Annotated in this window: 18 protein-coding genes and 3 tRNA genes; 19 read left to right on the forward strand and 2 right to left on the reverse strand. The window is 62.1% G+C overall.

The genetic code is table 11. The features are described 5' to 3' along the window. Positions 1 to 18 precede the first annotated feature (18 nt). A complete protein-coding gene (locus ACNPP0_RS01940) occupies positions 19 to 1,074 on the forward strand; it encodes an AbrB family protein (RefSeq protein ID WP_448704864.1) in 1,056 nt (351 codons plus the stop codon). Positions 1,075 to 1,320: 246 nt separating this feature from the next. Beyond that, entirely contained in the window at positions 1,321 to 1,527 is a 207-nt protein-coding gene (locus ACNPP0_RS01945; RefSeq protein ID WP_094809336.1) for a cold-shock protein, read from the forward strand. A gap of 274 nt (positions 1,528 to 1,801) precedes the next feature. On the opposite strand, the gene ACNPP0_RS01950 is transcribed toward ACNPP0_RS01945, so the two are convergent. After that, positions 1,802 to 2,236, reverse strand: a complete 435-nt coding sequence (locus ACNPP0_RS01950; RefSeq protein WP_448704865.1) for a hypothetical protein — start codon at positions 2,234 to 2,236, stop codon at positions 1,802 to 1,804. Positions 2,237 to 3,847: 1,611 nt separating this feature from the next. Here ACNPP0_RS01950 and mnmG point away from each other — a divergent pair. The 6 genes from mnmG to ACNPP0_RS01980 are packed head-to-tail and all read left to right on the forward strand — an operon-like array spanning position 3,848 to position 10,074. Next, positions 3,848 to 5,767, forward strand: a complete 1,920-nt coding sequence (mnmG, locus tag ACNPP0_RS01955; RefSeq protein ID WP_448704866.1) for a tRNA uridine-5-carboxymethylaminomethyl(34) synthesis enzyme MnmG — start codon at positions 3,848 to 3,850, stop codon at positions 5,765 to 5,767. Next, on the forward strand, positions 5,764 to 6,477 hold the full coding sequence (gene rsmG / locus ACNPP0_RS01960; protein ID WP_448704867.1) for a 16S rRNA (guanine(527)-N(7))-methyltransferase RsmG: 714 nt from the start codon (positions 5,764 to 5,766) through the stop codon (positions 6,475 to 6,477). The genes mnmG and rsmG overlap by 4 nt, the downstream gene beginning before the upstream one ends. Then, complete coding sequence (locus ACNPP0_RS01965) at positions 6,474 to 7,274, forward strand: ParA family protein (protein WP_046806063.1); 801 nt, start codon at positions 6,474 to 6,476, stop codon at positions 7,272 to 7,274. The genes rsmG and ACNPP0_RS01965 overlap by 4 nt, the downstream gene beginning before the upstream one ends. A 10-nt stretch (positions 7,275 to 7,284) precedes the next feature. Beyond that, the gene (locus tag ACNPP0_RS01970) at positions 7,285 to 8,109 is read left to right on the forward strand and encodes a GNAT family N-acetyltransferase (protein WP_448704868.1); all 825 of its coding nucleotides are present in this window, start codon (positions 7,285 to 7,287) and stop codon (positions 8,107 to 8,109) included. A gap of 44 nt (positions 8,110 to 8,153) precedes the next feature. Further along, a complete protein-coding gene (locus ACNPP0_RS01975) occupies positions 8,154 to 9,077 on the forward strand; it encodes a ParB/RepB/Spo0J family partition protein (RefSeq protein ID WP_332609341.1) in 924 nt (307 codons plus the stop codon). Continuing rightward, a complete protein-coding gene (locus ACNPP0_RS01980; protein ID WP_448704869.1) occupies positions 9,070 to 10,074 on the forward strand; it encodes an asparaginase in 1,005 nt (334 codons plus the stop codon). Before ACNPP0_RS01975 ends, ACNPP0_RS01980 begins: the two co-directional genes overlap by 8 nt. 11 nt (positions 10,075 to 10,085) lie before the next feature. Here ACNPP0_RS01980 and ACNPP0_RS01985 read toward each other — a convergent pair whose 3' ends face one another. Further along, positions 10,086 to 10,979, reverse strand: a complete 894-nt coding sequence (locus ACNPP0_RS01985) for a LysR substrate-binding domain-containing protein (protein WP_332609345.1) — start codon at positions 10,977 to 10,979, stop codon at positions 10,086 to 10,088. Positions 10,980 to 11,096: 117 nt separating this feature from the next. Here ACNPP0_RS01985 and ACNPP0_RS01990 point away from each other — a divergent pair, with 117 nt between their 5' ends. The 11 genes from ACNPP0_RS01990 to tuf all read left to right on the forward strand — a co-directional run bounded on the left by ACNPP0_RS01990 (position 11,097) and on the right by tuf (position 21,647). Further along, entirely contained in the window at positions 11,097 to 11,684 is a 588-nt protein-coding gene (locus ACNPP0_RS01990) for a cysteine dioxygenase family protein (protein WP_448704870.1), read from the forward strand. Positions 11,685 to 11,686: 2 nt separating this feature from the next. Next, positions 11,687 to 12,868, forward strand: a complete 1,182-nt coding sequence (gene metC / locus ACNPP0_RS01995; protein ID WP_332610241.1) for a cystathionine beta-lyase — start codon at positions 11,687 to 11,689, stop codon at positions 12,866 to 12,868. An 8-nt stretch (positions 12,869 to 12,876) separates the two neighbouring features. Then, entirely contained in the window at positions 12,877 to 14,472 is a 1,596-nt protein-coding gene (locus tag ACNPP0_RS02000) for a rhodanese-like domain-containing protein (RefSeq protein ID WP_448704875.1), read from the forward strand. Positions 14,473 to 14,642: 170 nt separating this feature from the next. After that, positions 14,643 to 15,683, forward strand: coding sequence for a Bug family tripartite tricarboxylate transporter substrate binding protein (locus tag ACNPP0_RS02005; protein ID WP_442880277.1), 1,041 nt, complete (start codon positions 14,643 to 14,645; stop codon positions 15,681 to 15,683). A gap of 194 nt (positions 15,684 to 15,877) precedes the next feature. Next, complete coding sequence (locus tag ACNPP0_RS02010) at positions 15,878 to 17,263, forward strand: glutamine synthetase family protein (protein WP_448704871.1); 1,386 nt, start codon at positions 15,878 to 15,880, stop codon at positions 17,261 to 17,263. A 37-nt stretch (positions 17,264 to 17,300) separates the two neighbouring features. After that, positions 17,301 to 18,689 (forward strand): aldehyde dehydrogenase family protein, encoded by a 1,389-nt coding sequence (locus ACNPP0_RS02015; RefSeq protein ID WP_448704872.1) that lies wholly within the window; start codon positions 17,301 to 17,303, stop codon positions 18,687 to 18,689. Positions 18,690 to 18,727: 38 nt separating this feature from the next. Continuing rightward, positions 18,728 to 19,891 (forward strand): iron-containing alcohol dehydrogenase, encoded by a 1,164-nt coding sequence (locus ACNPP0_RS02020; protein ID WP_448704873.1) that lies wholly within the window; start codon positions 18,728 to 18,730, stop codon positions 19,889 to 19,891. 112 nt (positions 19,892 to 20,003) lie between these two features. After that, positions 20,004 to 20,090 (forward strand) — tRNA-Tyr (locus tag ACNPP0_RS02025). Between the two features lie 149 nt (positions 20,091 to 20,239). Further along, positions 20,240 to 20,313, forward strand: a tRNA-Gly gene (locus ACNPP0_RS02030). Positions 20,314 to 20,325: 12 nt separating this feature from the next. Continuing rightward, positions 20,326 to 20,400 (forward strand) — tRNA-Thr (locus ACNPP0_RS02035). Between the two features lie 56 nt (positions 20,401 to 20,456). Continuing rightward, on the forward strand, positions 20,457 to 21,647 hold the full coding sequence (gene tuf / locus ACNPP0_RS02040) for an elongation factor Tu (RefSeq protein WP_006221899.1): 1,191 nt from the start codon (positions 20,457 to 20,459) through the stop codon (positions 21,645 to 21,647).

Below are 21,647 nucleotides of genomic sequence, written 5' to 3' on the forward strand. Positions count from 1 at the left end.
TCGCGATGAGCGAAAGCGATGAAGGTAGATGGAATGGTGCGGCAAAACATGTTGTTGAGGGTGACGGCCGGATTTTTGATTGCGTTGATGGGCGCGCTGTTGGCGGTGTGGGCGCATATGCCCCTGCCGTGGATGTTGGGCGCCTTGCTGCTGACGGCGGCAACGCGCATCTCGGGTGTGGGCACCGCCTGCCCACGACCCGCACGCAATGGCGGCCAGTGGGTGATCGGGACGTCGTTGGGTTTGTATTTCACGCCGCAGGTGGTGGAACACATCGGCGGCAATGCCGGCCCCATCATCGTCGGCATGATGTTCGCGCTGGCGCTGGCGTTCATGGGCACTGCGATGCTTCGTCGTTATACGGACGCCGACTTCAAGACCGCGTGGTTTTCTTCGGCCATCGGCGGAGCCAGCGAGATGGCCAGCCTGGCGGAACGCCACGGCGCGCGCATCGACCGAGTGGCCACGGCCCACAGCGTGCGCGTCCTGCTGGTGGTGATAACGGTGCCGTTTATTTTCCAGTGGTGGGGCGTGGCGGGCCTGGATCCGACGGTGCCGGGGCCCACAACGGTGGACGTTGCGGGCCTGGCCGCACTGGTGCTGTTGACGTGCATGGGCGGGCTGGCTTTCATGAAGCTGCGCTTGCCGAATCCGTGGGTGCTGGGACCCATGCTGGTGGCAATGCTGTTGACGGTTTTCAGCATTGAGCTGTCGGCGCTGCCCGACTACGTGCCCAAGGCTGGGCAGCTGCTGATCGGCTGGTCGCTGGGGGACCGTTACCGCCCGGATTTCTTTCGCGCGGCGCCGCGTTTCATCGCGGTGGTGGCTGCCTTCACGTTGGGCGCCCTGGCGCTGGCTTTTGGCCTGGGCGCACTGCTCTCGTATTGGTCGGCGGCCCCGGCTCCGACGCTGATATTAGGGACGACACCGGGCGGTATCGCCGAGATGGCCATCACCGCCAAGGTGCTGCAATTGGGCGTGCCGGTGGTGACGGCGTTTCACGTTACGCGCATGGTTTTCGTGGTGATGGTGACGGGGCCGATCTACGCGATTCTGGCTCGGCGGCAAGGCTAATTCCGCGCTGCGGTTCTTCGGCCGAGTCTGAAAAAAGCGACATTGGGGTAAACAACAATATGAGTCGCCAATGCCGGATGAGTATGCTGATTCCGCAGTTGATTCAAGCAGCGCGCGGACTCGTTCTGTTGCTTGGCGACGAGCGAGAACACAGCAGCAACGCAGGGTTTTATACCGGTCGTTCAGTTCTCACGGCGTCCCCCTTGATTCATTGCATTTCAAGTTAATTACAGGACGCTAGAGAAAATGGCTCAGAAGGGCAAAGTTAAGTGGTTCAACGCTGACAAGGGTTATGGTTTCATCACCCCGGATGCTGGCGGAACCGAAGTTTTCGCACACTTTTCCGCCATCCAGGGCCGCGGCTATCGCAGCCTGAACGAAGGCCAGGAAGTCGAATTCGAAGTTAAGGATGGTCCGAAAGGACCTCAAGCGGCCGAAATTCGCCCGCTCTAAATCGGGAAATCCCTTTTCCCGTCTGCCAGGTCCAAACCTGGCTACAACGCCCCAAGATCTCCGGATCTGGGGCGTTGTTTCATTTGGGCGTGCCGCGCATTACACGCGCTGGGTTTAGGATTTTGGCACACTGCGTTAGTGGTCACTAACTTGTTCTCAAGCCTTGGATAACTCTGTGGATAATTATTTTTGAGCATCAAGGTTTGGATGCTCATTAATGAAGCACACGGCTTGGTATATACGGGGTTTTGCACAGATTTTGTATTTTCGCCATTTACGTGATCAGCCTCGCCAAGCGCGGCGGGAACGGCGGTGTGATACTTGCACGCGAGCAAGGGAAAAGGGCGTTTTCCCAGGGGAAGAGGACCGCAGCGCGGCTTTTCAGCGTGCTTGTCGGCAGAGCAGGTTTGCCGCTGGCGAACGGTTTAGCGGCCGTTTCTGCCGGCCTTTTTTTCATTTCGGCGCGGTTGTTCACAAAGATATCCCCATCCCGGTTATGCACAGGTTGTTGGCCGAAAATGCCAAAAATAGACTGCGCTGCCTGTGGATAGCTTTGGGGATATGAAACCCGACCGGCCCTTTCGATATCGCTTGAAGCCGGCGCGATTGTCATTCTGGTTGTGAATCCGGCCGGCGTTTCCAGTCCCCAGCTGATTGGATCGCGCGTATAGGTACTCGAGCGGCGCGATCCACCCTGCGAGTTTTCCACAGGGTTCACATGAAACCGCTAGCCTCTCGTCCAAATGGATGATGGCGCGGCGCGGTAGCGCCGGGCAAGATACTTGTGCAATCAATAATTGCGGGTCGCTGCCTGCGGAAAATACGCGTGACAAAAACGCTAAGTCTGCACAAGTTTGTGGATAAACCGCGCATCCGTTTTCGTCGCAATTTGACTTGCCGATAGGGATCTAGTTCCCGTTAATGGCGATCGCTTCAGATTAAAAGTTTGGCAGAACTGGTGGGCGGTAATGTGTGTGCCTTGGAACCTTATCCACAAAGTTGTCCACGTGAAAAATAGCGGTTGTCCCGATTTAGAAGGATGTCGGGCAGCTCTTGCGGGTTGAGAGGATTTCCTTCGGTTTGAAGCCGGTTCTCCTATGAAGCCCGCCTTGATTGTCCAACCGGCAAGTTGGCTGCCGACGTCGAGAACTGGCTAATTTCGACGGCGCGACGGAGGGGGATTTTCTGTGCTCCGCGAAGTTATCCCCAGAGTTGTTCCACGTGAATTCGCTGTCGTTTATTGAATGGTCGGCCGGCTATTTGTTGATAAGTCGGATGTTCGCGTTTAGAGAATGGATAGGGGCTTATCCACAGCATCGCGTGCATAACCTTGGGTGCCGTTCGCGGCCGTCCGGCGGGGCACTTCCTGTAGAGAGTTTCGCGCTAGCGTGTCTAACGGATCTCGGTCTCGGCTTGCAGCACGACATTCACCTTTACCCCTGCCGTGCTTGCGCTAGAACCGAGACTTCTTGGGCCTGATTTTTGCTGTATAGCAAGGTTTGGCCCCGACCTTGCCCGCAGCCCCTTGGCGAAGTGGGCGGTGCCCAATGCCAAAAAAGATGTGTTGTTTTGGGTAAGGGGTAGGGTAGGGTGGAAAAAACCCCTTTTTTTTATGAAGAACGCGGTGGCGCGTGCGTCGGGATACACGTCCATTTTTTCGCGCGTGGAGCGGAATCGAGTTGATGAGATGTCCTGAACGCGAGTTTGCGGGGGTGTAGGCCTTGGAATGTTCCACGTGAAACACTGCGTTTTCTGTTCATGACGTGCCCTCGTCCTTCGGGGCAGCCGTTTCACGTGGAACAATACTTTGCTAGTTTTGCGATTGGCCATGGTGGCGCTAAGCAGCGTCCCAGTGCCGGTCGGTGTTTCACGTGAAACATCGCTCAGCCGCCGACTGGCGGACATATCTGTATAGCGCCTATGTTTCACGTGGAACAATGCAAGGCGCGCTGCGTTTTTTGGCGACGGCACGATTGCGTAATGTTTCATTCGAAATATGCGCGTCAACGTTGTTTCACGTGAAACATCCGATGAAAAAAGGCTGCTCGACAGCGTCCCTACCCAGGCATGAGGTACGCCGACGCTTCGCCAACTTCCCGGCTTGCTGAGCCCGTTTCTGTGAAATGTTCCACGTGGAACATCGAGCGGGACGCCGGCACCTGCCGACATATTCGTCGATCTTGGCCGACCCTCGTCGTCATTACCCAACGCTCGGCCCGCGATAGCCGGCTTGGCGTGGGTGCCCGAATGTTTCACGTGAAACATGCAATCGCTGCCTCTATAATGAGCACCGAACGCCTTCTTATCTTTCCTCCCCATCATGGACTATCCCCGCGAATTCGATGTCATCGTCGTCGGTGGCGGCCACGCCGGCACTGAAGCGGCACTGGCTGCTGCCCGCGCTGGCGCGCGCACGTTGCTGTTGACGCACAACATCGAAACCCTAGGCCAAATGTCTTGCAATCCCTCCATTGGCGGGATTGGCAAGGGCCATCTGGTTAAAGAAGTCGACGCCCTCGGTGGCGCGATGGCTTTGGCCACGGACGAGGCGGGGATCCAGTTCCGCATTCTTAACGGCTCGAAGGGGCCGGCTGTGCGCGCCACGCGCGCCCAGGCCGACCGAGTCCTATACCGTCAAGCGATCCGTGGCCGTCTGGAAAATCAGCCCAATCTGTGGCTGTTCCAGCAAGCGGTAGAAGACCTGATGGTGGAAGGGGATCGTGTGGTTGGCGCTGTGACGCAGGTCGGCCTGAAGTTTCGCGCAAAGACCGTTGTCCTGACGGCCGGTACCTTTCTGAACGGCCTGATTCACGTGGGGCTGCAAAACTATTCGGGCGGTCGGGCGGGTGATCCTCCCGCCAATTCCCTGGGGCAACGCCTGAAAGAACTGAAGCTGCCGCAGGGGCGCCTGAAGACGGGCACGCCTCCACGCATCGACGGGCGGACCATCAACACCAGCATCCTGGAAGAGCAGCCGGGCGATCTGAACCCGATCCCCGTGTTTTCTTACATGGGCAATGTGTCCATGCACCCCCGGCAGCTGCCGTGTTGGATCACGCATACCAACGCCCGCACCCACGACATCATCCGTGGCGGCCTGGACCGTTCGCCGATGTACAGCGGCGTGATCGAAGGGGTGGGTCCCCGGTATTGCCCGTCCATCGAAGACAAGATTCATCGTTTCGCCGACAAGGAATCGCATCAGGTCTTCCTGGAACCCGAGGGGCTGGACACGCACGAGGTCTATCCCAATGGCGTTTCCACCAGCTTGCCTTTCGATGTGCAGCTGGACCTGATCCATTCTCTTCGCGGTCTGGAAAATGCGCACATCATGCGTCCCGGCTACGCGATCGAATACGACTACTTTGATCCACGTGGATTGAAAAGCACGCTTGAGACCAAAGCGATTGGCGGTCTTTTCTTTGCGGGACAGATCAACGGTACGACCGGATACGAAGAGGCGGCCGCGCAAGGATTGCTGGCCGGCGTCAATGCCGGGCTGCTTGCCCTGGGCCGTGATCAATGGACACCGCGTCGCGACGAAGCCTATCTGGGTGTGCTGGTGGATGACTTGGTGACACGCGGCGTGACCGAGCCCTATCGCATGTTCACCTCGCGTGCCGAATACCGCTTAAGCCTGCGCGAAGACAACGCCGACCTGCGCCTGACCGAAATTGGCCGTCAGCTGGGTATTGTTGACGATGCGCGCTGGGACGCCTTCAACCGCAAGCGGGACGCTGTGGCGGCGGAAGTGGAACGGTTAAAGTCCTCGTGGGTAAACCCGCGAGTGATGCCGGTCGAGATTGCCGAACCGTTGCTGGGCAAGGCGATTGAACGTGAGTACTCACTAGCGGACCTGTTGAAGCGTCCGAATGTTTCCTATGAAGCATTGATGGCTGTGCAGAATGTTGACGGGTCGCTGTTGGCCGGGCCCGGCGTGGTCGCCGACGACGTTCTGGCCGAACAGGTTGAGATTCAGGTGAAGTACGCCGGCTATATCGCGCGGCAGCAGGACGAAGTGCAAAAGCAGATCTCGCACGAGCTCCAGCCCATTCCGGCGGACGTCGACTACGACGCCGTGACCAGCCTGTCGTTCGAAGTGCGCCAGAAGCTCAAGACGCATCGCCCCGAAACCGTCGGCCAGGCCGCGCGTATCTCGGGCGTGACCCCGGCCGCGATCTCGCTGCTGCTTATTCACCTGAAGCGCCTGCACTACGGCTCGCGCAAGCAAGCCGCATGACCGCCCACACCGATCAGGCCGGCGCTGACATGGCCGGCCGCCTCTCTCGTGCGTGCGAGCAGTTGGGGCTGCATGCCAATGCGGACCAGCAAGCCAAGCTGCTGAACTACATGGCGCAGATGCAGCGCTGGAACCGCACGTACAACCTTACCGCCATCCGCGATCCGCAGCAGATGTTGATTCAGCATCTGTTCGATAGCTTGTCGGCTGTGGCGCCATTCCACAAGGCGCTGGACGACGCGGGCATATCGGCCAAGGTCTACGACGTGGGATCCGGCGGCGGCCTGCCAGGCGTCGTTCTGGCCATCATGCAGCCCGCGTGGTCCGTGACCTGCATCGACGCCGTTGAAAAGAAAACCGCATTCGTGCGTCAGATGAGCGGCGCACTAAGCCTGCCGAACCTGCACGCGCTGCACGCCCGTATCGAAACGCTGGAGCCCGCCGAGTGTCACATCGTGACCTCGCGGGCCTTCGCTTCCCTGGACGATTTTGCGCAGCTTGCAGGTCGCCACGTGCGCAACGATGGTACCCTCGTCGCGATGAAGGGCAAGGTCCCCGAAGAAGAAATTCTTGCGCTGCACGCGCGCGGGGATTGGCAGGTCGATCACATTCAGCCGCTTCGCGTGCCGGAGCTGCAAGCAGAACGCTGCCTGATCTGGATGCGCCGCAATGACGGGCGCGGCGAAGGACGCAGTCAAGGAACCCTATGAAGAACTTACCCCCCAGCACAGCCGCCCGCGTCTTCTGCATCGCCAACCAAAAGGGCGGTGTGGGCAAGACGACGACCGCCATCAATCTGGCGGCGGGCCTTGCCACGCACAACCAACGCGTGCTGCTGGTGGACCTGGACCCGCAAGGCAATGCCACGATGGGCAGTGGCATCGACAAGAACGCGCTGGAATCGAATCTGTACCAGGTGCTGATCGGTGAGGCCACCATTGAACAGGCCCGCGTGAAGTCGGAATCTGGCGGCTATGACGTGCTGCCGGCCAATCGCGAGCTTTCCGGCGCCGAGATCGACCTGGTCCAAATGGAAGAGCGCGAACGCCAGTTGAAGAGGGCGATCGACACCGTCTCGGGCCAGTACGATTTCGTGTTGATCGATTGCCCGCCCACGTTGTCGCTGCTGACGCTTAACGGCCTGGCCGCGGCGCACGGCGTCATCATCCCGATGCAGTGCGAATACTTCGCCCTTGAAGGCTTGTCCGACCTGGTCAACACCATCAAGCGCGTTCACCGCAACATCAACGATGACCTGCGCGTAATCGGATTGCTGCGCGTCATGTTCGATCCGCGTATGACGTTGCAACAGCAAGTGTCCGCGCAACTTGAAGCGCACTTTGGCGACAAGGTGTTCAAGACGGTCGTGCCTCGCAACGTCCGCCTGGCAGAAGCACCTAGTTACGGCATGCCGGGCGTGGTGTATGACCGAGCGTCACGCGGCGCGCAAGCCTATATCTCGTTCGGCGCCGAAATGATCGAGCGCGTCAGAAAGGACTTGGATTAAGCCTTTCGCCATGTCCGTCACCGCGCTCTTTTCTTGCCCCGCATCGCCCACGTTTCGCCGGCCTCCCGCCGACGAGCGCGACCGCCTGCGCGTGCGCCTGGAAGAGGCCGCGTTGAACGCCACGGCGGTGCGTGCGCAGCTGCTCTATGACGGCTGGCTCGTGCGTTTTGCAGCGTCGCCCGCCAAACGCGTGCGCAGCGTGAACGTGCTGGGGTTATCCACACGTCCGCTGGACGAGCGGCTGGCGTATTGTTCTTCGTTGTATGCGCGCCAGGGCTTGCCCATGGTGCTGCGCATTACCTCCATCGGCCCCGATTTTTCGCTGGACGCCGAGCTGGAGGCCCGAGGCTATACCTACACCGGTGAGACCCGAGTCATGAGCATGTCGCTCGCCCCCAGACTCAGCGCCCGGGGCGGCCTGTCTTTCAGGAACGTCAACACCGAACGCTTCGCGCAAGCGGTCGGCGCCATGCGTGGGTCTACGCCCGAGCACATCGGCGAACATCAGGCGCGGCTGCAAGGACTCGCTGTGGATAAGCTGCCCGTGCTGGCTTTCGATGCCGCCGGGCAATGCGTTGCCGCGGGCCTGGCGGTCCGCGACGACGAGTTGGTGGGCCTGTTCGACATCGTCACCGATCCCGGGCAACGGCGTAAAGGCTATGCCGATGCCTTGATGGATCACTTATTGAGCCAGGGCGCCTCCGGCGGCGCCACCACGGCATATCTTCAAGTCGAGCCGGAAAATACCGCCGCGCGCGCCCTGTATGGCCGCTACGGCTTCAAAGACTGTTACGCGTATTGGTACCGCTTGCCCGCCGAGCAGCGGCACGCCTGAGCTTCGGCCCAGGATACAAAAACAGAAGGAAAGAGGATTTAACTATGGCCACCAAGAAACCCAAGGGATTGGGTCGCGGACTGGACGCCTTGCTTGGCGCGGACGCGCCAGCGATCGACAACATCGGCAAGGCTGTCGCGGCCAAGCCCGAGGGTCCGCCATCCACCTTGCCCATCTCGAAGATGCGCGCCGGCAAGTATCAGCCGCGCACGCGCATGGACGAGGGCGCCCTGGGTGAGTTGGCCGAATCGATCCGCACGCAAGGCATCATGCAGCCCATCCTGGTACGCGGGCTGGGCGAGTCGGCGCCTGGCCATTACGAGATCATCGCGGGCGAACGCCGTTTTCGCGCTGCGCAGCTGGCCGGCTTGAAGGAAGTGCCCGTGCTGGTGCGCGAAGTGGCCGACGAGAACGCGGCCGTCATGGCGCTGATCGAAAACATCCAGCGCGAAGACCTGAATCCGCTTGAAGAGGCGCACGGCGTGCGCCGGCTGCTGGACGAATTCGGTCTTACGCACGAGCAGGCCGCGCAGGCAATTGGGCGTTCGCGATCGGCCACCAGCAACCTGCTGCGTCTGTTGAACCTGGCGGCTCCGGTGCAGACGATGCTGCTGGCCGGCGACGTAGACATGGGCCACGCGCGTGCGCTGCTGGCGGTGGATGCGGCGACGCAGATCCAGTTGGCCAACCAGATCATCGCGCGTCGTCTGTCGGTGCGCGAAGCCGAAAAGCTGGTTGCCAAGACCGCCAAGGATGCCGAGTCTGCCTCGTCGCCGCGCAAAAAGGCCAACGGCGCCTCGCGCGATCTGACGCGTCTTGAAGAAGCGTTGTCCGACCATTTGGGCACGCGCGTTGCATTGAAGGTGGGCGCCAAGGAAAAAGGGCAGATCGTCATCGACTTCCATGGTTGGGAACACCTGAATTCGTTGCTTGAACGCCAGGGCTTGTCCGGAGTCGTGGATGCCTGAGCACGCGTTGCCGGTCATTGCCGTATTGGCCACGGGCGGCACCATTGCGGGCGCTCAATCCGACGCGACGTCGGCGGGTTACAAGGCGGGATCGTTTTCGGTCAATGACCTGCTGGGCGCCGTGCCGCAGCTGGCCCGCATTGCGGATATCCGCGCGGAACAAATCGCCAACGTAGGCAGCCAGAACATGACGCATGGGGTCTGGCATGCCTTGGCCGCGCGCGTTGATACGCTTTGCCAGGATGCCTCGGTGGCCGGCATCGTCATTACGCACGGCACCGATACGCTTGAAGAGACGGCGTACTTCCTCAGCCTGGTCAATCAACATGACAAGCCCGTGGTGCTGGTCGGCGCGATGCGCCCGGCGACGGCCCTGGGCGCCGAGGGTCCGGCCAATCTCTACAACGCGGTGGCGCTGGCGCGTCACCCCGATGCTCGCGGCCGTGGGCCGCTGGTCGTCATGAACGAAGACGTGCATTACGCGCGTGAAATCCAGAAGACCGCCAGCGCGGGATTGTGCGCCTTTGCGTCGCCCAACCGTGGCCGCGCTGGCGTGATGCATGGCGGCGAGCCGTGCTTTTATTCTCGCAACACCACCGCCCATTCCGCACAAAGCGAGTTTACACTCGCATTGCTGGAAAAGGCCGGTTGGCCCCGCGTGGACGTGGTTTACGCCCATGCCGATATGCAAGGCGACGTGATCGACTTTCTTGCGCAAGCCGCCGATGGCATCGTGCTGGCCGGCGTGGGCGATGGCAATGCCACGGACCTGGCCATCGATGCGCTGGGTCGTGCCGTGGCCGACGGCGTGGCGGTGGTGCGGTCCAGCCGTACCGGCAGCGGTTTCGTGGCCCGCGATGTCGAATTGGACGATGGCCGGCTGGGCTTCATCGCCGCGCGCGACCTGAACCCGCAAAAGGCGCGCATCCTGCTGATGCTGGCCTTGTCCGTCACGCGCGACACGGCGCAGATCCAGACCATCTTCGACCGCTACTAAACGCGTGCCGGCTACGACGCGCGGGGCGGTTGCGCCGCCGCGTCGGGCTGCTGCGCCAAGCCGAGGTTGCTGCGCAACATGTCGTAGACCTGCCGCGTCAGCGGATTGATCAAGTCGCGCCTTATCCACAGGAAATAGGTCACGTCCGGCAAGGGTGGCAAGCCTTCCTTTTCGCCCAGCACGCGCATTTCGGGCCCTAACAGCTCTACGCTGCGTGCCGTCACGCCCAGGCCGGCACGTAACGCCGCCTTGATCCCCACCAGATTCGGCGCCACATAGTTGGTATGCCAGCGTACGCGCGCCTGTTCCAGCGCGTTCAAGGCCAAACGGCGAAAAATGCTGGGCTCGTCGGCCAGCACCAGCGGGACGGGCGCGTGCGGGTCATGCACATAGTCGGCTGACGCCAACCACACCGTTGGCGACGTGCGCAGCGCAACGCCTTCAAAGTCCTGGTCAAACCGCGTGGAGATCGTCAGGTCGATTTCGCCGGCGCGCAGCGCGTCCATCAGGAATGGGCTGCGATCCACCCGGATCTCCAGTTTCACGCGCGGCGCCGACCGCGCGATGTGCGTCAACAGCGTCGGCAGGATGGTGTCCGCCACATCCAGCGGCGCGCCCAGGCGCAGGTCGCCTTCCAGCGGCCCGTCCTGCAACGCGCGCAGGGCCTCATCGTTGATGGCCAGCATGTGGCGTGCGTACTCCACCAGGCGCCGTCCATGGGACGACAGCACCTTGTTGCGCCCCTGCTTTTCAAACAACGGCAGCCCGATGGTGGATTCCAGTCGCTGCATCTGCTGCGTGATGGCCGACTGCGTCTTGTGCAGCCGGCTAGCCGCCTCGGAGAAAGTGCTGTGCTGCGCGATAGCCGTCAGCGTGCGAAGCAGGTCCAGATCCAGATTGCGCATATCTCCCCTCTACGTATTAGCGATGCTAATGAAATGTTAAGGCAATTTAAATTGTTGATGCCGATTCACGGCGATACAGTTATCGCAATAACACATGCACCAAGAGGGAAACGCAACGTGAGCAACGCACATCCACATCAGGCCGGCATTGATGCCGCTATTCAAAATATTAAAAAAACTGTAGGAAATAAGGGCCTGAATCGAGACAGCCTTGACGCGGTCCTGCAAGAGTTGATCGGCCTGGCCGCCCACACCGACTGGTGGACGGGTGAACGGTACGCGCCGCCCGAGGACGGCGAACGGCAAGCGCGCTACCTGATCGCCGAAGACGACGACAAAAGCTACGCGCTGTACCTGAACGTCATGCGCCCGGGCAACAAGATCGTGCCGCACAACCACACCACCTGGGCCTGTATCGCGGCCGTGGAAGGGGTGGAATACAACTACGTCTATGACCGCCTGGATGACGGCTCCGAGCCGGGCGTGGGCCGCCTGGAAAAGACGGGCACCGTGGTGGTGGGGCCTGGGGCCGGCATTGCGTTGATGCCCGACGATATCCACGCCGTGGAAATCCAGGGCGACAGCGTCATCCGCCACCTGCACATGTACGGCCGCGCGCTGGAAACCCTGGACCAGCGCCTGGGCTTCGACCTGGAAGCGGGCACGTGCAAGATCATGCCGATTGGCGTGAAGACGCGCCGCTGATCATGAAAAAGCCCTACCAGTCGGCAACGCGGCTGTTGCGTGCCGGGCGCCCGCATCGGGGGTGGGTCAACACCCCCGTGACGCGCGCCAGCACGTACGTGTTCGACAGCGTTGCCGCGTGGCGCGACACGCGCACGCGCCGCGAACAAGAGCGCTTGCCATCCTATGGCGCGCGCGGCACCGACAGCACGCACGCGCTGGAAGACGCACTGGTTGAACTGGAGCAGGGCCACCGCGCCGCGCTGTATCCCACCGGCCAGGCGGCCATTGCGATGGTGCTGCTGGCGTTTTTGCGCTCGGGCGATCACGTATTGGTCACCGACGCCGTCTATGAACCCGTGCGCCGCTTCTGCGTCGAGCACCTGACCCGGCTGGGCATTGAGTTCACGTTCTATCGGCCCGATGGCGTGGGTGTCCAAACACTGATCCGACCGAACACGCGCATGATTTACGCCGAGGCGCCGGGCTCGCTGACTTACGACATGCCGGACCTACGCGACTTATCCACAGCTGCAAAAAAACACGATTGCTGGCTGGCTGTGGATAACACGTGGGCGTCGGGGTTGATATACAAACCGCTGACCTTGGGCGCGGATATTTCCGTGATGGCGGCGACCAAGTACCTGGGCGGCCACGCCGACGTGATGATGGGCGCCGTGGTCACGAATGCGCGGGCCTGGCGCGCGTTGGAACGCGCCAATATCGACTTCGGCCAGACCGTGGGCGCGGATGACGCCTTCCTGGTACTGCGCGGCATGCGCTCCTTGCCGTTGCGCATGGCCCAACACGCGGCGAATGCGGCGCGGGTTGCCGCCTGGCTTGAAGGCCGCCCCGAAATAACGCGCGTGCTGTGTCCGGCGCTGCCTGGCGACCCCTCGCATGCGATCTGGCGCCGCGACTGCACCGGCGCCAACGGGCTGCTGACGATTGAACTGGATGGCGCGTACACCACGGCGGATGCCGACTGCCTGATCGACAACCTGAACCTGTTCGGTATCGGCGCGTCGTGGGGCGGCTTTGAAAGCCTGGTGATTCCCGTGCGGCTGGACACGCGTGCGCTGCCCGACGCAACGCCGCGCGGCGCCATGTTGCGCCTGCATATCGGCCTTGAAGACCCCGTAGACCTGATCGGCGACCTTGAACAAGGGCTGTCCGCCATGACCCAAATTTCTCGTACCCTTTGAATTCCATGATGCACGCAACTTCCGCTTCCCCCGCCGCCGACATCGACGCGCACACGCTTAAGCAATGGCTGCACGATGGGCAGGAAATTGCCTTGCTGGACGTGCGCGAACACGGCCAGTATGGTGAATCGCACCTTTTTTACGCCGCACCGGTGCCATACAGCCGGCTTGAAGTGGACATCGTGCGTCTGGCCCCCCGACGCAATGCGCGGGTGGTGGTGTACGACGAGGGCGGCGAGGATCAGACGGCCGGGCGCGCCGCCCGCGCGCTGGGCGACCTGGGTTATCGGCAGGTGCATCGGCTTGCCGGCGGCATCGCGCAGTGGCAGCGCGACGGTTACGCCGCCTTTGCCGGCGTGAACGTGCCCAGCAAAACCTTCGGCGAGCTGGCTGAAGAAGTTTTCCACACCCCCCGTATCGGCGCGCGGGAATTGGCTGCGCGCCAACAGCGCGGCGATGATCTGATCGTGCTGGACGGTCGGCCTTATGCCGAATACCAGAAGATGAGCATTCCGGGCGGCATCTGCTGCCCCAACGGTGAACTGGCGCTGCGCGTGCATACGCTGGTGAAGGATCCAAAAACCACGATCGTGATCAATTGCGCGGGCCGTACCCGCAGCATCATCGGCGCACAGACGTTGATCAACCTGGGCGTGCCCAACCCCGTCTATGCGCTGGAAAACGGCACGCAAGGTTGGTATCTGGAAGACCTGCAACTGGAACACGGCGCGCGGCGCCGCTACGACGACGGAATCGAACCCGACGCCCTGCCTGCGCTTGCCGAACGTTCATCGCGGCTGGCCGCGCGCCACGGCGTGCCGATCGTGGATGCCGCCACCGTGCAGCAATGGTTGCGCGACAAGACGCGCACGACCTTCCTGTGCGACGTGCGCAGCGCGGAAGAGTTCGCGCAAGGGTCGCTGCCCGGCGCGCAGCATGCGCCCGGCGGCCAACTGGTGCAGGCCACCGACCAGTACCTGGCCGTGCGCGGCGCGCGTATCGTCGTGTTTGACGCGGAAGGCGTGCGCGCGCCCGTGACGGCAAGCTGGTTGCGGCAGATGGGTTGGGACGCGTGCGTGTTGAAAGAGGGCACTCGCGCCGTGCTTGACCCCGTTGCACCGCTGGCGGACACGCCGGCTGTTTCGATGTTGTCCGACGAGGAACTTGCGGCGGCATTGCGCGGCGGTGCACAAGCCATCGACATCCGCCCGGGCATGCGCTATCGCGCCGGGCACATCGCGGGGGCGCGTTGGTCCATTCGGCCGCGTCTGGACCGCGTGGCGCTGCACCCCGACCAACCCGTCATCCTGCTGGCCGAGGACGCGGCGCTGGCCGCATGGGCCGCCAAGGACCTGCGGGCAATGGGCGTCACCGACATCAAGGTGAACACCGGTACGCCAGCGAGCTGGTCCGCGGCTGGCATCCCGCAGGAATCCACGCCCGACCGGCCAGCCGATAGCGAGTGCATCGACTATCTGTTCTTTGTGCACGACCGCCACGACGGCAACAAGGCAGCGGCGCGGCAATACCTGTCGTGGGAGACCAACCTGGTCAAGCAGATTGATGACCGCGAATTGGCGGGCTATCGCTTCGCGGCGGGCTGAGCCGCCGCCCTGACGTTGCCGCGACGGTCCGCAGAGGCCGCGCGGTTTCTACCACGCATCAGATCGATCATTACGCCCCGGCGCTTGCCGCCGGGGTGCGGACGGTTCATGGCGAACCGACATGCAGGGGACGGCCGAGTATCCGGCCGCCGACACAAGGGGAAATCCAGATGAAGCACCAGGCACAACATGCAGAACACAAACAACACGTACCACACGCACGCGGCTGGGCCGCATTGACTGCCGCCAGTTTGCTGCTGGCCGGCGCATTGCAAGTCCAGGTCCAGGCGCAGACGCTGAAGGCGCCGGCTGACTATCCCAAGCAGGCCATTACGGTCGTGTCGCCGTTTCCGCCCGGGGGCGGCAACGACAATGTCGCCCGGCTGATCGCGCAAGAGCTGGGTGCCATCACGGGCCAGAGCGTGGTGGTTGAAAATCGCTCGGGCGCTGGCGGCAACGTGGGGACTGCGCAGGTGTCCCGTGCCAAGCCCGACGGCTACACGCTGGTGATGTCGCAAACCAGCGTCATGGCGGTCAACCCGCGCCTGTACAAGAACGTCGGCTTTGATCCGGTCAAGGACTTCACGCCGATCTCGCAGATTACGTCCGCGCCGCTGGTCTTGGTGGCTCGCACCGAAAGCCCGTACAAGACACTTTCCGACTACCTGGACGCCGCGCGCAAGCAACCGGGCATCATCACGTACGCGACCCCCGGCAACGGCACCATGAGCCATTTGATGGGCGCGCTGGTGTCCAAGAAGGCCGGCGTGAACCTGGTGCACGTGCCATATCGTGGGGCCGCCCCGGCCATCACGGATCTCATGGGCGGCACGGTCGACATGCTGATCACATCGCCCGCGTCCGCTGAACCGATGGTGGCCGCCGGCAAGCTGCGCATCCTGGCCCTGAGCCACGAGAACAGCATCGGTATTTTCAAGGGGGCGCCGACCCTCAAGCAAAGTGGCCTGGACGGCATTACGGCAGACGACTGGTATGGCCTTTTCGCACCGGCGGGCACGCCGCCCGAGCGCGTGGCGTACCTGGCCCAGGCCGTGGCGCAGGCGATGAAGTCACCCAACGTGATCGCCAAGATCAACAGCGGCGGCAGTTGGCCGGTGGGCAGCCAGCCTGACGCCTTCAAGACGCGCTTGCAGGAAGACACCGTGTACTGGGCCGACATGGTGAAAACGGCCGGCGTGTCACTGGACTGAGGCCATGGCGCGGCCGCTACCGGCCCTGCAACCTAGGGAAAATACTGCACGCACAGGGCTGCAAATTCGCGGCAAGGTGTCTAGACTCGGAAAAACCCTGAGAGCACGCCGGTAGGTTTCCCTTGTCCCGCAAGCGGGGGCCGCGGCGTTTGCCCGCAGTCCCACGCAAGGCTTCAGTCACAAGGTGAACAAGCATGCATTCGCTAGGGGTAGCATCGGTGGAAGACGCGGAGCGGCTGGTGCAGGCCAGCGCGCTTTCGCACATCAAGGTGGGCTTGTCCGACGTCGATGGCGTCATGCTGGGCAAGTACCTGCGGCGTGACAAGTTTCTTGGCGCGCTGCGGTCCGGTTTGGCGTTCTGCGACGTGGTGCTGGGCTGGGACCTGGACGACCAGCTCTACGACAACACGCAGTACACGGGCTGGCACACCGCCTATCCCGACGCGCAACTGCGTATCGTGCCGCAAACCGCGCGCCGCCTGCCGCTTGAGCAAGGCCCGAACGGCGAAGACATGTTGTTGTTCCTGGCGGAGTTCGAGGGCGACGCCGCCGCCATCTGTCCGCGTCGCTTGCTGCACCGCACGCTGGACCGTGCGGCGGACATGGGGTTCGATGTCTACGCCGCGCTGGAATATGAATTCTTCATGTTCCGCGAAACGCCGCACTCGGTGCGTGCCAAGCACTATCGCAACATGGAAAACTGGACGCCGGGCAACTTCGGCTATTCCGTGCTGCGCAGCACGGTCGAAGGGGACTTCTACCGCAAGCTGCTGGACCTGTGTGAATGCATGGACATGCCGATCGAGGGCCTGCACACTGAGACGGGGCCGGGCGTGCTGGAGGCGGCATTGGCGGTGGACCAGGCTGCGCTGGCTGGCGACAAGGCATTTCTGTTCAAGACCTTCGCCAAGGCCCTGGCGCAGCAGAACGGCTTGATGGCCACGTTCATGGCCAAGTGGTCGCACGAGCATCCGGGCCAAAGCGGCCACATCCATCTGTCTTTGCGCGACAAGAAAAGCGGGCAGTCTGCGTTCTATGACAAGTCGCGGCCGCATGGAATGAGCGCGACCCAAGTTGCGTTCATGGCGGGCGTGCAACGGTACCTGCCGGAATTCATGGTGCTGTACGCGCAGAATATCAACAGCTATTCCCGACTGGTGCCGGGCTATTGGGCGCCGCTGGACGCGACGTGGGGCATGGAAAATCGCACCACCGCGCTGCGGCTTATTCCCGGCAGCGACAAATCGCAGCGGGTGGAAGTGCGCATCGGCTCGGCGGACGCCAATCCTTATCTGGCTTTGTCGGCGGCGCTGGCGTCCGGCCTGCACGGCATCGAACAAGGCTTGACCCCGGAACCCATGGTGCAGGGCAACGCCTATACGCAACAATTTCCCGCGCATCTGCACCTGCCAACCACGTTGTGGGAGGCCGCGCAGCGCCTGCGCGGGTCGGCCGCAGCGCGCCATCTGTTCGGGGATGCGTTCGTCGAGCATTACGCGGCAACGCGCGAATGGGAAGAACGGCAGTTCCGGCGCCACGTCACCGACTGGGAGCTGGCGCGTTATTTCGAGATCATCTGATATCTGATCGCAAGGCCAACGCTTGCATAGGGCGACCATGACCCAGGAACTCATCACCATCAGTCCCATCGACGGGCGCGAGATTGTGCGCCGCGCCTACGCCAGCGACGCGCAGATCGGGCGTGCGCTTGAACAGGCCCGAAGGGCGCAGCGCGCGTGGCACGCGCTAAGCATCGCAGAGCGGGGGCGCATCGTGTCGGCGGCGGTCGACAGCTTTGTCGCGGCACGTGAAGAAATTGCGCGGGCAATCACCATACAGATGGGCCGGCCCTTGAAGTACACGCCCGGTGAAGTGGCAGGCTTCGAATCGCGGGCACGCCATATGATTGCGATTGCCGATGAAGCGCTGGCGCCGATCACCGTGCCCGACCTGGCGGGCTTCACCCGTTTTATCAGCCGCGAGCCGATCGGCGTGGCACTGACGATTGCTCCGTGGAACTACCCGCTGCTGACCGCCGTGAACAGCATCGTGCCGGCGCTGATGGCGGGCAACACCGTCATTCTCAAGCACTCGGACCAGACGCCGCTGTGCGCCGAATTGATCGAACGCGCGTTTCGCGACGCCGGCGCACCCACTGGTGTGTTCCAGTATCTCCATGCCAACCATGACACCGTGCAGCGACTGGTCCGCGCGCCCGAGATCGGCTATGTGTCGTTCACGGGTTCAGTGCGTGGGGGGCGCAGTATCGAGGAAAGCGCGGCCGGACGGTTTATCGGCGTGGGACTTGAGCTGGGCGGCAACGACCCCGCCTACGTGCGCGAGGACGCCAAGCTGGATCAGGCGGTGGAATCCCTGGTGGATGGAGCGTTCTTCAACTCGGGGCAATCGTGCTGCGGCATCCAGCGCATCTACGTGGCGCGGTCGCGGTACGACGAATTTGTCGAGCGCGCCGTTGCGCTGACTCAAGACTATGTACTGGGTAATCCGTTGCATGCCGACACGACATTGGGGCCGGTGGTTCGCACGCGCGCGGCGGCGGAAATTCGCGAGGTCATCGCAGAAGCGATATCGGCGGGCGCGCAGAACGCGATTGATCCCTCACATTTTACAAATGCAAGCGAAAGCTCGTGTTATGTAGCGCCCGCCATTCTTACGCGAGTAAATCATCGCATGCGCGTGATGAGCGACGAGTGTTTTGGCCCCGTCGTGGGCGTCATGCCGGTCGATGGTGATGACGAGGCGGTCGCCCTGATGAATGGCAGCCCCTACGGACTCACGGCCGCGGTCTACACGCAGGACGAAGACGCGGCGTTATCGCTTGGCCGGCAGGTGCAGGCGGGGACGTTCTTCATGAACCGTTGCGACTATCTGGACCCGGCCCTGGCCTGGACCGGCGTGAAGCACTCGGGGCGGGGGGTATCGCTGTCCGTTGTCGGCTACGAGCAGCTTACCCAAGCCAAATCCTTTCATCTGCGCAGCGTCTGAGACAGCGCTTTGACACGACCGTAATCAGGAATGAAACCATGACTGTGCCCAGCGTCAACTGGAATTACCCGACCGCGATGAAAGTCGGGCCGGGTCGCGTCAAAGAGCTTCCCGAATGGTGCCGCGAACTGGGCATGCGCCGACCGTTGCTTGTCACCGATCCGGGCCTGGCGCCGTTGCCCATGGTGTCCGACGCCGTGCAAACCTGCCGCCAGGCGAAGCTGGACTGCGAGGTATTTCACGAGATCAAGGGCAACCCCACGGGGCGCAACGTGGACGACGGGGTTATTGCCTATCACCAGGGCGGGCACGACGGCGTTATTGCATTCGGGGGCGGGTCGGCCTTGGACGCCGCCAAGGCGATTGCGCTGATGGTGGGGCAAGACCGCCCGTTGTGGGACTTCGAAGACATCGGCGATAACTATCAGCGCGTGAACGTGGCGGGCATGGCGCCGGTGGTGGCAGTGCCGACCACGGCCGGCACGGGTTCGGAGGTGGGCCGTGCATCGGTCATCACCGACGAGGCCGCGCAGGTCAAGCGCATCATCTTTCACGCGCGCATGTTGCCCGCCGTCGTGATCCTGGACGCCGAACTCACCGTCGGCCTGCCTGCCAGAATCACGGCCGCCACCGGTATGGACGCGCTGTCGCACAGCCTTGAGGCGTATTGTTCGCCGTTCTTTCATCCCATGGCGGCGGGCATTGCGGTTGAAGGCATGCGCATCATCAAGGAATACCTGCCGCAGGCCGTGGCCGACGGCGCCGACTTGCAGGCGCGCCAGCAAATGTTGGTGGCCTCGACGATGGGCGCCACGGCATTCCAACGCGGCCTGGGCGCCATGCACGCACTGGCGCATCCCTTGGGCGCGCTATACGACGCCCATCACGGCATGCTCAACGCGATCCTGATGCCTTATGTGCTGAAAGCCAACCAGCATGCCGTCGCGCCAAGATTGGAGGCGCTTGCCCGTTACCTGGATCTGCCCGGCGATGGCCCGGGCGCGGTGCTGGACTGGGTGCTGCGGCTGCGCCAGGCGGTGGGCATCCCCCACACGCTGGCTGAGATCGGCATCGATGAGGGGCAGGTCGAGCGGGTAGGGCGCATGGCCAGCGAAGATCCCTCGGGGGGGACCAACCCCGTAAATTTCACCGCCGACGCCTATTCGCAACTTTTGCAAGCAGCAATTCGCGGAAACCTGTAAACTTCGGCCCCTCTGCGCGGAAACGCGAGTGGTTGAACAAATGTTTTGAATATTTTCATCCGAAGCGTTTGACACCGGATTCGAAAGTGTTCATAATCTCAAGTTCTCCGCTGGAGGGGTGCCCGAGTGGTTAAAGGGGGCAGACTGTAAATCTGTTGGCCTTGCGCCTACATTGGTTCGAATCCAATCTCCTCCACCAGAGACCCAACTCTATAAATCCAGGCGATGTCTGCCTGGATTTTTAAAATTAGGCCTAGGGAACTGGGCGGCCTTCGCAAAGAAGGTTGTAAGGTTCCCCGGGCCTTGATTTTGAGGGTTTGGGATAAAGAGATGGTGAATGGGTATGCCGCGGGTGTAGCTCAATGGTAGAGCAGAAGCCTTCCAAGCTTACGACGAGGGTTCGATTCCCTTCACCCGCTCCAAGATTTTTAAATGCCCATGTGGCTCAGTGGTAGAGCACTCCCTTGGTAAGGGAGAGGTCGCGCGTTCGATCCGCGCCATGGGCACCACAAATTTCCAAGTTCTTTTCTTCAGTCTGAAGCGCAATCCAGGTCAGGAGTCAGCCATGGCAAAAGGCAAGTTTGAACGTACCAAGCCGCACGTGAACGTGGGTACGATTGGTCACGTTGACCACGGCAAAACGACGTTGACGGCAGCTATCACGACCGTTCTGTCGAACAAGTTCGGTGGCGAAGCCAAGGGCTACGACCAGATCGATGCGACTCCTGAAGAAAAGGCTCGCGGCATCACGATCAACACCGCCCACGTCGAGTACGAAACCGAAGCGCGTCACTACGCTCACGTTGACTGCCCGGGCCACGCTGACTATGTGAAGAACATGATCACGGGCGCGGCGCAAATGGACGGCGCGATTCTGGTTGTGTCGGCCGCTGACGGCCCGATGCCGCAAACGCGCGAACACATTCTGCTGAGCCGCCAGGTTGGCGTGCCGTACATCATCGTCTTCCTGAACAAGGCTGACATGGTTGACGACGCCGAGCTGCTCGAGCTGGTGGAAATGGAAGTTCGCGAACTGCTGTCCAAGTACGACTTCCCGGGTGATGACACCCCGATCGTCAAGGGTTCGGCCAAGCTGGCGCTGGAAGGCGACAAGGGCGAGCTGGGCGAGCAAGCCATCATGGCTTTGGCCGCTGCACTGGATTCGTACATCCCGACGCCTGAGCGCGCCGTGGACGGCACGTTCCTGATGCCGGTTGAAGACGTGTTCTCGATCTCGGGTCGTGGCACGGTGGTGACGGGCCGTATCGAACGCGGCATCGTCAAGGTCGGCGAAGAAATCGAAATCGTGGGCCTGGTGCCGACGGTCAAGACGACTTGCACGGGCGTTGAAATGTTCCGCAAGCTGCTGGACCAAGGTCAAGCCGGCGACAACGTGGGCATTTTGCTGCGCGGCACCAAGCGTGAAGACGTCCAGCGCGGCCAAGTGTTGGCCAAGCCGGGCTCGATCACCCCGCACACGGACTTCACGTCCGAGGTGTACATCCTGTCCAAGGAAGAAGGCGGCCGTCACACTCCGTTCTTCCAGGGCTATCGTCCCCAGTTCTACTTCCGCACGACGGACGTGACGGGCACGATCGAGCTGCCGGCCGACAAGGAAATGGTTCTGCCGGGCGACAACGTGGCCATGACGGTCAAGCTGTTGGCTCCCATCGCCATGGAAGAAGGCCTGCGTTTCGCTATCCGTGAAGGCGGTCGTACCGTCGGCGCCGGCGTCGTCGCCAAGATCCTGAAGTAA

The sequence above is a fragment of the Achromobacter semiaridum genome (assembly GCF_053543755.1).